The organism is Bacillus sp. S14(2024) (assembly GCF_050473785.1).
Lineage (GTDB): Bacteria > Bacillota > Bacilli > Bacillales > Bacillaceae_G > Bacillus_A > Bacillus_A yunxiaonensis.
Genome location: NZ_JBFLUP010000006.1, coordinates 2,462,968 through 2,476,472, shown reverse-complemented (window position 1 = coordinate 2,476,472; position 13,505 = coordinate 2,462,968). Strand labels below are relative to the sequence as shown.

Annotated in this window: 10 protein-coding genes, 1 pseudogene and 1 other annotated feature; of the genes and pseudogenes, 10 read left to right on the top strand and 1 reads right to left on the bottom strand. The window is 36.8% G+C overall.

The window, feature by feature from the left end:
* The first annotated feature begins 331 nt into the window (after positions 1-331).
* From AB1279_RS12860 to AB1279_RS12845, 4 genes are all read left to right on the top strand, one after another.
* Positions 332-1,810, top strand: a complete 1,479-nt coding sequence (locus tag AB1279_RS12860) for an amidase family protein (protein WP_429759152.1) — start codon at positions 332-334, stop codon at positions 1,808-1,810.
* A gap of 71 nt (positions 1,811-1,881) precedes the next feature.
* Positions 1,882-3,099, top strand: a complete 1,218-nt coding sequence (locus AB1279_RS12855; protein ID WP_429759150.1) for a MerR family transcriptional regulator — start codon at positions 1,882-1,884, stop codon at positions 3,097-3,099.
* A gap of 119 nt (positions 3,100-3,218) precedes the next feature.
* Positions 3,219-4,514 carry an MFS transporter gene (locus AB1279_RS12850; protein ID WP_429759149.1) on the top strand — a complete coding sequence of 432 codons (1,296 nt, stop codon included), beginning with the start codon at positions 3,219-3,221 and terminating at the stop codon, positions 4,512-4,514.
* Between the two features lie 172 nt (positions 4,515-4,686).
* Positions 4,687-5,814 carry an NAD(P)/FAD-dependent oxidoreductase gene (locus AB1279_RS12845; protein WP_429749800.1) on the top strand — a complete coding sequence of 376 codons (1,128 nt, stop codon included), beginning with the start codon at positions 4,687-4,689 and terminating at the stop codon, positions 5,812-5,814.
* 251 nt (positions 5,815-6,065) lie between these two features.
* On the opposite strand, the gene proC is transcribed toward AB1279_RS12845, so the two are convergent.
* Positions 6,066-6,884, bottom strand: coding sequence for a pyrroline-5-carboxylate reductase (gene proC / locus AB1279_RS12840; RefSeq protein WP_429759148.1), 819 nt, complete (start codon positions 6,882-6,884; stop codon positions 6,066-6,068).
* A 356-nt stretch (positions 6,885-7,240) separates the two neighbouring features.
* Positions 7,241-7,451 (top strand) — a binding site (T-box leader).
* A 168-nt stretch (positions 7,452-7,619) separates the two neighbouring features.
* On the opposite strand from proC, the gene proB reads away from it, so the two are divergent.
* The 6 genes and pseudogenes from proB to AB1279_RS12810 all read left to right on the top strand — a co-directional run bounded on the left by proB (position 7,620) and on the right by AB1279_RS12810 (position 13,056).
* A complete protein-coding gene (gene proB / locus AB1279_RS12835) occupies positions 7,620-8,723 on the top strand; it encodes a glutamate 5-kinase (protein ID WP_429759146.1) in 1,104 nt (367 codons plus the stop codon).
* Between the two features lie 200 nt (positions 8,724-8,923).
* Entirely contained in the window at positions 8,924-10,171 is a 1,248-nt protein-coding gene (locus tag AB1279_RS12830; RefSeq protein WP_429759144.1) for a glutamate-5-semialdehyde dehydrogenase, read from the top strand.
* A 196-nt stretch (positions 10,172-10,367) separates the two neighbouring features.
* A complete protein-coding gene (locus AB1279_RS12825; protein ID WP_429761390.1) occupies positions 10,368-10,445 on the top strand; it encodes a hypothetical protein in 78 nt (25 codons plus the stop codon).
* Between the two features lie 55 nt (positions 10,446-10,500).
* On the top strand, positions 10,501-10,641 hold the full coding sequence (locus AB1279_RS12820) for a branched-chain amino acid transport system II carrier protein (RefSeq protein WP_429761388.1): 141 nt from the start codon (positions 10,501-10,503) through the stop codon (positions 10,639-10,641).
* Positions 10,642-10,715: 74 nt separating this feature from the next.
* A pseudogene (locus AB1279_RS12815) lies at positions 10,716-11,326 on the top strand (branched-chain amino acid transport system II carrier protein).
* A gap of 338 nt (positions 11,327-11,664) precedes the next feature.
* Positions 11,665-13,056 (top strand): amino acid permease, encoded by a 1,392-nt coding sequence (locus tag AB1279_RS12810; RefSeq protein ID WP_429759143.1) that lies wholly within the window; start codon positions 11,665-11,667, stop codon positions 13,054-13,056.
* Positions 13,057-13,505: the final 449 nt, after the last annotated feature.

Below are 13,505 nucleotides of genomic sequence, written 5' to 3'. Positions count from 1 at the left end.
CTCGCCTCCTATATGTTTACCAGTCATGTAAAACAAAACTGGCTTTTATATCCTCACGTATAAACTGCAAACCTCCTTCCGAATAAAATTCATTATGACAAATGGATTTCTATACAGTTTATGGATATAAAATGAAGCGATATTTGTATTTTCGTAGCAACTCAATAACCATAATATAACTATAAAATGCGGATTTGTACATAGATAAGGCTAAAAAGCACAGGAAATACAAGAAGTATACTTTTTATAGCATCTTTATGGAAAAGAGGAAATTTCATATTTGATAACGAACATAGGTTATGTTTCACAATTCAATAAAGGAGTTTATTATATGGAATTTTATTTACATAATATAGATGTAGAAGAACTAACAATTACAATGATTCAAGAAGCAATGGAAAATGGTAAGTTCACATCAAGAGAGCTTGTTATGTATTATTTATACCAGATTGCCAAGTATGATAAAGCTGGACCTAATATAAACGCTATACTTGAAATGAATCCTGATGCAATTTTTCTTGCCGAATCATTAGATCATGAACGAAAGAAACAGGGAAAACGAGGGCCTCTTCATGGGATTCCTGTTTTACTAAAAGACAATATAGAAACAGGAGATAAAATGCATACAAGTGCTGGTATGCTTGCTTTAGAAAATCATGTGAGTCAAAAAGATGCGTTTCTAGTTAAAAAGCTTCGGGACGCAGGAGCTATTATTCTCGGTAAAACAAATATGACAGAATTAGCAAATGGCATGTCGTTAAAAATGTGGGCTGGATATAGTGCAAGAGGAGGACAAACTTTGAATCCTTACGGTCCTGGAGAATTTTTTGTAGGCGGATCCAGCTCCGGTTCCGCTGCTGCAGTTGCTGCAAATTTTACAGTATTATCAGTTGGTACAGAGACAGATGCATCTATCCTAAGTCCAGCAATACAAAATTCTGTAGTTGGCATCAAACCGACTGTTGGACTCATTAGTAGAACCGGCATCATTCCATTTACGTATTCACAAGATACTGCAGGGCCAATCGCTCGAACTGTAGAAGATGCTGCTCTTTTATTAGGTATATTAAGTGGTAAAGACGAACTAGATCCAGCAACTTATCGCTGCGAAGGAAATGTTGTACAAGATTATACAATGTATTTAGATAAGAATGGATTAAAAGGCGCTCGCATCGGTGTGTACCAGCAATTTTCCGAAGAGAATTTTCTACCGGGTGAATTTGATGAATCGTTATTTTATAAAGTCATTCAAGTCTTAAAGGAAGCTGGAGCAGAAGTAATAGAGAATATTGAAATCCCTTCTTTCCATAGAAAATGGAGTTATGAAGTGCCAACTCATGAGATAAAACATAGTTTAGGAAACTATCTGTATCAACTACCATCACAGGCTCCTATTCATAATGATCACGAATTAATAGAATTTAATAATAAAAATGGTGATAAAGCATTAAAGTATGGACAAAATATGCTTGAATATAGAGAATCTCTACCAAATACATTATGTAATTCAGAATACATAATGGCGAAATTAGAAGATCTTTATTATTCGCAGGATGAAGGGATAGATTTTGCAATTCAAAAATATAATCTAGATGCGATCTTATTTCCTTCATATATAGGATCGACTCTTTCTGCCAAAGCAGGTTATCCATCAATTGCTTTGCCAGCAGGATATATGGAAAACGGACGTCCATTTGGCATTACTTTTGCTGGAACGGCTTTTAGTGAAAAAATATTAATTAAGATTGGTTATGCTTTTGAACAAGCGACGAAATTTCGGAAACCTTCTAGTTTAATAGAGAAAGTATAGTAGATATAAAAGTGGTTTTGTGTAAGAAAAGAAGGACTCATGAATAAATAATACGTACGGGTAGTGATATAGTGAGGATTGGTAAATTTGGAGAAGTAAATCAATTGAGTATTGATACAATTAGGCATTATATGGATTTAGGGTTAATTGTACCTGAAAAGAAGGGAGGACATTATTTTTTTGATGAGCGCTGTCAAAATGATTTAGAGATTATTTTAGAATTTAAAGGGATGGGCTTTCGTTTAAACGAGATTAAAAAATTTTTTCTGTATAAAAATTTTGGTGAATTTACGGATTATGAACATGATACGTACTATCAATCTTTATTTATGGATAAATATAAGCAGGTTGAGCGGGAAATAAATAATTTAGTAGAAATAAAGAACAATTTAAAGACGAAATTAGATGAGTTAACAGCAAAATCTAAAGGTTCAAGCGTGGTGATGGGGATTGATTTAAAAGTACTCGATATGCTGAAATGTTTAAGATGTAGTGAAAAACTTATTCTTCAAGATGGAATGATAAATAGAAATCAAATTATAGAGGGAAAGTTAATTTGCGATTGTGGTGAAGAATATCTTGTTGAATCAGGCATTTTAAAGGTTGGTAATTCATTTCAAGCGGTTACTGGCCCTCATCATGAAGAATTTGTTCTTGAATATATTCATGTAACTGATCCAGCTTATTTGGAAAATGTCCATAAAGTTGGAGAATGGTCAAAGAGGAAACTTGGTCAATTAGACTTAAACGATAAAGTATTACTTGAGTTAGGATCTGGAGTTGGTTTTTTTCTGCGAAATATTTTTCGGGAATTACCGGAAAGTTGCCTGTATATTGCCATTGATCGCAACTTAGAGCGGCATCGATTTTTAAAAGGTGTATTAGAAAGAACTGGTTTCAAAAGAAACATTCTCTTTATTTGCGCTGACTTTTTAGATATACCTATACAGGAATACTCTGTCGATATCGTGATTGACCATTCAGGTACTAGTAATTATAGCTTTGAACATGAGGAGTTTTTGCTTCGTGAAGTGGTTTCTCTTTTCAAATCTGATTGTTACTTGTTGGGATCATTTATTGCTTTTAAAAATTTTAGCACCAAAAGTAAAATCGAAGCTAGATTTAGAGACAACTTTATAGCTAGAAAAATTAAGGAAAACATCAACAGTTTAGAGTATATCCCTCTTGAGGAAAGGACTTCAAAATATATTGATCGAGGTGGAAAGTACGAAAATTTCTTTGTGCAAGGGGAAGAAATATATTCATATTCATTTTTTGGTAAAAGGTAGGGTTAACCCTATCTTTTTTTCATTTTCTATTAAAAATTTATGGATTGCACCTATTGTTGTCGGGTTCACCCAACAGCTTACACTTTGTTATATAAAAAGTTAAGCGAGGTGGAGTATTTATGGATGCATTACAAATGAGTATAAGGAATGAAAAGAGAAAAATAGAAATAAAAAACCTATTCCTCTATTTTGCAGGAAAGACTGTATCAATATTTGGTACGGCTATTTATAATTTTGCGTTAGGATTATACGTTTTAAAGCTGACGGGTTCGGCCTTAAGCTTTGCAGTTACTCTTATATTAGGAATTATTCCGATGATTATCATCAATCCGTTTGCTGGGGTGATAGTAGATAAGGTCAATAAAAAGACGTTAGTTATTTGTATGGATCTTCTTAGTGGAATTTTGTTAGTTTCGGTTTATATATTATGTATGAAATATGAATTGAATTTACTTATCATTTACGCTACCACATTCCTGTTGACGGTGTTTGCTACTTTCTTTGGAATATGTTTAGAAGCAGTGAAGCCAAACATTGTATCTGAAAAAATGTTGATGAATATTAATTCTATTAGTAAAATAATTGATTCAATCTCTTCTATTATGGGTCCCATGTTAGGAGGAGTTGTTTTTGCGATCTTTGATATTAGAACCTTTATTATTATAAATGGAATTTCTTTTATCCTTTCTGGATTATCAATGATGTTTATTCATTTTAAGCTCTTCAATCACGAAATAAATGAAAATCATTCAAATAGAAAAATTCATTTGATAAGAGATATGAAAGATGGGTTTAACTATTTATTTGAAAGAAAGAGAATTAAAAGCACATTTACGATCTTAATTTTAATTAATTTCTTTCTCGGTTTTGCTGTAACTGTTCCATTACCGTATATGATCAATACAGTTCTAAAGCTAGGGTCAAAGGAGTTTGGTATAATCCAAGGGGCCTTTCCTGTGGGGATGATTTTAGGAGCTTTATTAGTAAAAAAAATCACAGAAAGAATTTCCTATTCCATTCTTTTAAAATATTTAAGCTTTGCTTTAGCGATTTTTATGATTTTATTAGGAGTTCCAGTTTTGCTGAAAAGTTTACACCTGAGCTCCATCGTTAACACCTGTTATTTCATTGTCATCATGTTCTTGTTTGGGGTAGTCATAGCGTTTATTGATATCCCTCTCGCTTATTTTATGCAAAAAGAGATTCCAGATGAATATAGGGGTAGAGTGTTAAGCATTGGCATTAGTACCGCGAAAATAATGCTTCCTATGGCGATGATTTCATCAGGAGCTCTATTAAATATTCTTCCTTCTTATATCATGCCTATTGCAGGAGGAGTGTTATTCTTTCTCTTTAATGTGCGTTCAGCGAATAAGGTGAACTTTGAACTAGCTTCAAAAAATATAAGTATTTAATTTGTTATAGCGCTGGATTATTGTGTAATAAAAGCAGTGCTATAGTTGAAAAAAAATCCCCTTCCAGTATACTGAATAAAGAAATTTATCTTAAAGGTAAAAGTATGTTTGATCATTTATAGATCAAATTTCTGGAACGTATTAAAGAATGAAAAAGGAAAAGGTGTTATAAATGAAAACGTATATTGTAGTTGGGGCTGGGATTCTCGGAGCATCTACTGCTTATCATCTTGCAAAAGCAGGGGCTCGTGTTACATTGGTTGATCGTCAAGATTTAGGGCAGGCAACGGATGCAGCAGCAGGAATTGTCTGTCCTTGGCTTTCGCAGCGTCGGAATAAAGCTTGGTATCAAATCGCAAAAGGCGGGGCTCGTTACTATGCTTCCCTTATTCAACAATTAGAAGCAGATGGCGAAACGGATACAGGTTATAAACGTGTAGGTGCGATCAGTCTTCATACAGAAGAGAAAAAATTAGATCAAATGGAAGAGCGGGCATTTAAACGACGTGAGGATGCTCCGGAAATCGGTGAAATTACTCGTCTATCAAGTTCCGAGACAAAGAGCTTATTTCCGCCGTTATCAGAAGAATATAGCGCTGTACATATTAGCGGTGCTGCTCGTGTAAACGGTAGAGCACTTCGTCAGTCTCTTGTAAATGCAGCTAAAAAGCATGGTGCTGTATGTATCATGGGAGATGCATCATTAGTTCATGAAGATAATCGAGTTATTGGCATTGAAGTAAATGGTGAGACTTTAACAGCTGATCAAGTTATCGTAACTACGGGTGCTTGGGCAAATGAGTTATTGCAGCCGCTTGGTGTTAATTTCTTAGTTACATTCCAAAAAGCGCAAATTGTTCATCTCCATATGCCAGAAATAAATACAGAAAGTTGGCCTGTTGTTATGCCGCCAAATGACCAGTATATTCTTGCATTTGAAGATGGTCGTGTCGTAGTAGGTGCGACACATGAAAATGATACTGGATTTGATTACCGAGTAACAGCAGGTGGATTACATGAAGTATTCGATAAAGCGTTATCGATTGCTCCGGGTCTATCAAATAGTACGGTACTTGAAACGAGAGTTGGATATAGACCATTTACCCCAGGATTTCTTCCTGTAATTGGTGCATTACCTAACTTTGAAGGCATACTAGTTGCTAACGGACTTGGTGCTTCTGGGCTAACAGCAGGGCCTTACTTAGGTTCTGAACTTGCAAAACTTGCTCTTGGTGAACAGACAGAACTTGATCTTAGTTATTATGATGTATCTGGGGCAATTGAACAACCAAAGAATTAGAGAAATAGTATGTACTACATATAGGGGTAGCCTACATGCCTGTCAGGCTAAAAAATAAAATAATTCATAACAAAAATTTTCTTTCTCTACAACTATTTATAAGAAGTTAGATTCTTTTTTTGTTGTGAAGAGAAAAGAATTTCTTAGCTTGATGGCCATGTTTCGGTACCCCTAAAAGAAATTAATGACAGGATTCTTATTTTAAAATAGCTTAAATTGATGGATGTGATATTACCTCTAAACGTAGTTTCTTACTTATTAGTTAACCTGGACATTTCAACAGATTTTTGAGTACAACGTTTCATAGCTGAAATGATAGCTGTTCTTAAGCCTTTTTCCTCTAATGTTGCTACAGCTTCTATTGTCGTTCCGCCCGGAGAACAAACCATATCTTTAAGTGCGCCTGGATGTATTCCTGTTTCAAGTACCATTTTTGCTGAACCTAACACAGCTTGAGCTGCGAATTTATATGCTTGTGTTCTTGGCATACCATCTAGTACAGCAGCATCTGCCATGGCTTCTATAAACATATATACATATGCTGGAGAAGAACCACTTACAGATGTTACAACATCCATTAATTTTTCAGTTACTATCTCTGTTTGGCCAAAGCTATTAAATATATTTAGTATGTCTTCTAAATCTTTTTCTGTAACCATTTCATTAGCACATAACGCAGACATTCCTTCTCCAACAAGAGCCGGTGTATTAGGCATTACTCTAACAACCTTTAACTTTCTGCCGAAAGCATTCTCAGTACTCTCAATACTTTTTCCTGCAGCAATAGTTACGACTATTACATCGTTTTTTATCTGCTCTTTTATTTGGTTAATTACTGATGAGTATAGGTCTGGTTTGATTGATAAAATTAAAATATCAGCATTGTTAGCTACTTCATTGTTGTCAGTAGTTGTAGTTATGTCATATTTTTCACTAGCATTTTTCAAATTAATAATACTTACATCTGAACAAATTATTTTATCTGAAGAAACTATATTTTTGTTAATCATTCCACCTATCATAGCGATACCCATGTTTCCACATCCGATGAATCCTATTTGTTTGTTCATAATAACTCGCTCTTGCTCCTTTTAGTATAAATTTTATTGGTTTGGGATTGTTATTCTAGAAAAATAATCATATCCCCGTACAGAAAAAATAAACATTATAAACTATATCGAGATTCGTATAAAAAAACATTTTAAGAGAGTACATTACTTTTTGCAATACAAAAAATATATAGAAATCACTTTTACTCTGCACTAAACAAGTACATTTTCTATTATTTAATATTTTTTGTTATATACCACTCAATAATATTTTAAATAATTTTAGAGAATATAAACGTATCACTATCTTTCCTTATTTTCTAAAATATCTCTTGACATAAAAATGCGTTATATCGCATACTATATAAAAATTAAAGTGTAAATCGTTGAAGGGAACTAGTACATATGTCTTCTTGCGCCAGAGAGTGGAATCCGCAGGCTGAAAGATTCCTCGTATAGAAATTATCGAACCTATCCCTGAGTCTTAAACGAAAGTTTAGGCGTATGCCTGCGTTACAGGCGACAAGCGGATATAGATTTATATCAATGAAGGTGGTACCGCGGAACAATGACCGTTTCGTCCTTTTTTAAGGACGGAGCGGTCTTTTTTATTTGGCTCTTTATCACGAGACAGGCATCATTGGTGAGGGGGGCATTGCTGCAAATTGCACGTGGTAGAAGAATAGTTTGTCTCCATTTGAAAAAAGAAGCAGCACAATTTACAAGAACTTTTATTTTAGACTAGGGGGTACAAAAGTGAAAAAACAACGAATTGTCGTAAAAATCGGAAGCAGTTCCTTGGCAGCGAATCATGGCGGCATCTCTGGCGAACAGCTTTCAGATCACGTCGCAGCTTTGGCGCGACTGAAGCAGGAAGGACATGAAGTCGTGCTGATTACATCTGGGGCAGTCGCCGCAGGTTTTTCCGCTCTCGGGTATCCCGGCCGACCCGTGACAATTAAAGGGAAGCAGGCTGCTGCCGCTGTCGGACAAAGTCTGTTGATGCAGGCGTATACGGAGGAATTCCGCAAATATGGGATTGTTACTGCGCAGCTTCTGCTGACAAGAAGCGATTTTTCCAGAAAAGAACAATACAGCAATGCCTACGCTACTTTATCGGAGTTACTAAACCGCTCCGCTCTTCCTATAATCAATGAAAACGATTCTATTTCTTTGGAGGAGCTGACGTTTGGTGATAATGACATGCTATCAGCTTTAGTAAGCGGACTTGTCTCGGCGGACATGCTCATGATTTTTACGGATGTGAACGGTTTGTATGACCGGAATCCCCAGAAAAATCCGGACGCGAAAAAGTATTACTTTCTCCCTACCGTTACGGAAGAAATTGCCTCCCTTGCTGGAGATGCTGGCTCAAAACTTGGTACTGGCGGCATGAAATCGAAAATCGATGCGGCAAAGATGGCACTATCTCTCGGTGTGAGTGTATTCATCGGAACAGGACGTGGAGGGGAGAAGTTTTTAGATGTTTTGAAGGGTAAAGGTGATGGGACGTATATCGGCAATACACCTCAAAAAGTGATCAAAATGAACAAGCAATGGATCGCGCTGCATTCGCTTGTCAGCGGACAAATCGAAGTGGATACCGGAGCAGCCGCTGCTATCATTCAGCGTGGAAAAAGTCTTCTGCCTGCCGGTGTTACCGGTGTGTTTGGGATCTTTCAAGCCGGCGAAGTCGTGGAGGTCATCACACAACAAGGACGCGTGATAGGGAAAGGACAATGCAGATATAGTGCAGAGGAATTGCGGGAGCTAAAAGGTATGCAGAGCCACGACATTCAAGCGCGAGGCGAAAGACATAGCTATGAGGTCATTCATAGGAATAATTGGGTTTCATTTTAAGAATAAGAGAGATGGCTCGTTCAATTGAAGAACACATGGCCCTCTGTCCTAAAAGGCGTTGTTTGTCTATTCCCGCTCTAAGCGTCTAATTGATTCAACTAACATCTATGCAGGAGAGTCTTGGATTGTAGTGCCTAGTTGGCGGAGTTGGACACGTCTCAAATTTTATACTTTTTAATCTTTAAAAGGGGGAAACGAAAATGAATGAAGTGTTGGCAAAGGGACAAAAAGCGAAACAGATTGCGGGAGAGCTTGTGACCAAATCGACTAATGAAAAAAATAAGGCACTGGCGGCTGTTGCTGAGCAATTGATAGTAGAGACATCCTATATTTTGGAGGAGAACAAACGGGATATCGAACAAGGTAAAGCGAAAGGAATGTCTGCCTCTCTCCTCGACCGCCTCATGCTGAATGAACAGCGCATTATTGATATGACAGAAGGGATCCGGCAGCTGATTGATTTGCGCGATCCTGTCGGAGAATGTGTAGCTGCATGGGAACGGCCGAATGGATTGTCTATTCGGGAGATGCGCGTGCCGCTTGGTGTTGTCGGGATGATTTACGAGGCGCGGCCGAACGTGACGGTAGATGCGGCTACAATTTGCTTGAAAACAGGTAACGCAGTAATCTTGCGTGGTAGTTCTTCCGCCGCTTATTCCAACAAAGCCATCGTCGCTGTCATTCATCGAGCGCTCAAACAAACGAGCTTGCCTCCAGAAAGCGTACAGCTCATTGAAGACAATTCACGAGACAGCGCAAAGCAGCTGTTTACATTGAACGAGTACTTGGATGTTCTTATTCCAAGAGGTGGCAAGCAGTTGATAGATACTGTAGTGAGAGAAGCGTCTGTTCCTGTATTGGAAACAGGTGCGGGAAATTGTCACATTTTCATTGATGAAACAGCAGATAAACAGATGGCATTTGATATTATCGTAAATGCCAAAACACAGCGTCCGTCTGTATGCAATGCTATTGAAACAATTATACTTCATGAGAATTGGGCGCAGCGATTCGGTACCGAGCTATTTTCTTTCTTGAAGGAAAGAGGAGTGGAGCTGCGTGGAGATAAGAAAGCATTGGCAATTGATTCTTCTCTTGTACCCGCTTCAGAAGAAGACTGGGAAACAGAGTTTTTGTCTCTTACGCTAGCAGTCAGAATCGTTTCCTCTGTTGAAGAAGCGATTCGCCACATTAATACTTATGGCTCCATGCATTCCGAAGCGATCATTACAGAGAACGAGGAAAACGTCAGCAAGTTTTTCACGTCCGTCGATGCCGCGGCGCTCTACCATAATGCTTCGACCCGCTTTACTGACGGCTTTGAATTTGGCTTCGGCGCAGAAATCGGCATCAGCACGCAAAAACTGCACGCGCGGGGACCGATGGGGCTATCTGCATTGACTTCCACAAAATATGTGATTCGTGGAAATGGACAAATTCGGGGATAAGAAGTAGAAGGTCAGATGCAAAGCCCCTTTTGTTTTATTTTTGCTTTCAGTTTCTATTGCTTTTTTAGTATTAAAGTGGTTTCTAGAAAACTTAAACTTAGCTTGATAGCGTCACATCGCCATCAAGCTAAGACTTGAAGCAGGAAATCTAATTTTTTCGCTTAAGTTTTGTCAATTAGCTTGAACGAATGTATGGATAGCTAATGCATGTTTTTTAATTACTGGAGTTGGATTACCATTACTATGTATCACAGCATTTGTTTTTTTTGGGTGAAAATAATTTACAATCTTTAGCTAGACGTGTACATCTGTTGTTTGGTATTGTATTTATGACTATTCTCTATCTAGCAATTGGTCCTTTTTTCACTATCCCTAGATCTGGTAATGTATCATTTGAAAGATGCAAGTCCTGTTGCATTAATCATATTTACAGTCTTATTTTTCATAGTTTCATGCTTGTTATCATTTAATCCTACAAAAAATATTGATTTAGTTGGTTTTTTTAACTCCTATTAAATTGGCATTTATCGAATTGCTCGTAGTTGTGGCTTTTGTTTTTGGAATTATTATTGTGAATACAATTAAAGAAAAAGGAGTTATCACTAAAAAACAACTTATGATTATTTGTGCAAAAGCGACGGTTATTGTTGCCGTAATCTTAGCTCTTATTTATACGGCCCTTTTCTATATGGGCGCTTCTAGTATTGAAAAACTAGTTCGTTTAGATAATGACGCTAAAGTTTTAGCAAAAGTTTCAGACTATTATTTTGGTTCTTAGGGTGCAATTTTATTAGGTTTAATGATTACAGCGGCATATTTGACCACGAGTGTAGGGCTTATCACTGCTTGTTCTTCTATTTTTTATGAATTGTTTCCAGCTAGCTCTTATAAAAAAATGCTTTCATTTTGTCTGTGTTTAGTACACTTGTAGTAAATATAGGATTAACACAACTAATTACAGTTTCAATCCCTGTATTAATGACCTTGTATCCAATTTCTATCTCCTTAATTTTCTCAACATTCTTACATCGTGTGTTTAATGGTAGATCAGAAGTATATCAAGGCAGGTTGATGTTAACATTTATTGTGAGTCCATTTGATGGTTTAAACGCTGCTGGAATACACATTGAAGTAATTCATAATTTTTTCACTTAGTTCCTACCTATGCATAAGGTAGGTTTAGGTTAGATACTTCCATTTATTATAGGGGGTTATCTGGTTACATTTTTAGTGGATTACGGAAGAAGAATATTCTTATTTATCGTGCAATTCGATAAATTAAGTAATTTGTCGACTGAATAACGAAAGGAAGATGAAGAATCTTTCTAACTGTTAGGAATGTTTAACAAGAAGTGAAGAATGAGTTTAGGGAGGAGTTTTAAAAAAGACTCAAAAAAGGGACGCTTGCTTCATCATTTCGATACAGAATAGAGGTTGTATTATAGTATCTTGATTAAAATTTCGGCTATTAATGTGTAAGGGGAGGAAATAGAATGGCACACGAAGAACTGAAGAGAGGCTTGAAAGCGCGTCATATTCAGATGATTGCTTTGGGCGGTACAATTGGTGTTGGTTTATTTATGGGTTCAACGAGCACGATTCAATGGACAGGCCCGTCAGTAATGCTTGCTTATGCAATTTCAGGGATTTTTATATTCTTCATTATGCGTGCAATGGGAGAAATGTTGTACTTAGAGCCAAGTACAGGTTCATTTGCGACATTTGGCCATAAATATATACATCCATTAGCAGGGTATATGACTGCATGGAGTAACTGGTTCCAGTGGGTTATCGTTGGAATGTCAGAAATTATAGCAGTTGGGACATACATGCAGTACTGGTTTCCAGATCTACCTGCTTGGATACCAGGTATCATCGCAATGGTGATTCTTGGTGCAGCGAACTTAATTTCCGTTAAATCATTTGGTGAATTTGAATTTTGGTTTGCGATAATTAAAATCGTTACAATTATATTGATGATTATTGCTGGGATTGGTCTTATTTTCTTCGGATTTGGTAACGGAGGAGATGCAATTGGATTATCTAACCTTTGGAAAAATGGCGGCTTCTTTACAGGTGGATGGTCAGGGTTCTTCTTTGCTCTATCACTAGTTGTTGGAGCTTATCAAGGTGTTGAATTAATTGGGATTACAGCTGGCGAAGCAGAAGATCCTCAAAAAACATTAACTGAAGCGATTCAAAGTATTATTTGGCGTATTTTAATCTTCTATATTGGTGCGATTTTTGTTATTGTAACTGTTTACCCGTGGGATCAACTAAATTCAATTGGCAGTCCGTTTGTTGTAACTTTTGCGAAAGTTGGGATTACATCAGCAGCTGGACTTATTAACTTTGTCGTGATCACGGCTGCAATGTCTGGCTGTAACAGTGGTATTTACAGTGCAGGACGTATGCTTTATACATTAGGAGCGAATGGACAAGCACCAAGGTACTTTACAAAAATCTCTCATAACGGTGTGCCTTTATTCGGTACGATTGGTGTGCTAATTGGTTTAGCAGTTGGCGTTATTTTAAATTATATTGCACCAGGAAAATTATTCGTGTATGTATACAGTGCAAGTGTTCTTCCTGGTATGATTCCATGGTTTGTTATTCTAATTAGCCAAATTCGATTCAGAAAAGTAAAAGGAGCTGAAATGGACAATCATCCATTCAAAATGCCTTTTGCGCCTGTTACAAACTATTTAACGATTGCCTATTTAATTTTGGTATTAATCGGTATGTGGTTTAATAAAGACACACGTATCTCGCTTATTGTAGGAGTTATTTTCCTGGCTATCGTTGTCATTAGTTTTTATGCTTTTGGAATGGGAAAACGTGTTCCAGTAGATGCTCAAACAGATGATGAAGTGATTAACCAATAATTCACCTTGTTTGATTAACGTTAAAATAAGGAATAGTGAGTAAAAAAATTGGTTCTGGTGCAAAGATAGAATAAAAGAGAATAAAGCGTATATATTCCTAGCGGACTTGTAGCTTATGCTGCAAGTCCAAACAATTGATGGATGAATTCTTTCTAATTTTGGGCGGACTAATCCCGTAAATCAATCTGTTCTTTTTTATTATATGCAAGGCATCTGCTCGCGAAAGAATGGATGTAACTGTGTCAAAAGACTTGAACTTTAACATAGAAGCTCATTTTATCATTTTGGGGTAGTAATAGTATTACGATTTCCTAAAACCTCTTTAGCGAGAGTAGACGCATACAAAGAGAAAAAGGATTCAAGCTATTTTAGCTCGAACAGTCGGGCAATCGAGATGACAAGTGAGCCATCACTTGTCCGAAGGTGAATCATCCTCGACGAAGGTGTTT

Coding starts and splice junctions, on each gene's coding strand:
- AB1279_RS12860 (WP_429759152.1), top strand. CDS start 332: ATGGAATTTTATTTACATAATATAGATGTAGAAGAACTAACAATTACA.
- AB1279_RS12850 (WP_429759149.1), top strand. CDS start 3,219: ATGGATGCATTACAAATGAGTATAAGGAATGAAAAGAGAAAAATAGAA.
- AB1279_RS12845 (WP_429749800.1), top strand. CDS start 4,687: ATGAAAACGTATATTGTAGTTGGGGCTGGGATTCTCGGAGCATCTACT.
- proC (WP_429759148.1), bottom strand. CDS start 6,884: ATGAACAAACAAATAGGATTCATCGGATGTGGAAACATGGGTATCGCT.
- AB1279_RS12830 (WP_429759144.1), top strand. CDS start 8,924: ATGAATGAAGTGTTGGCAAAGGGACAAAAAGCGAAACAGATTGCGGGA.
- AB1279_RS12820 (WP_429761388.1), top strand. CDS start 10,501: ATGACTATTCTCTATCTAGCAATTGGTCCTTTTTTCACTATCCCTAGA.
- AB1279_RS12810 (WP_429759143.1), top strand. CDS start 11,665: ATGGCACACGAAGAACTGAAGAGAGGCTTGAAAGCGCGTCATATTCAG.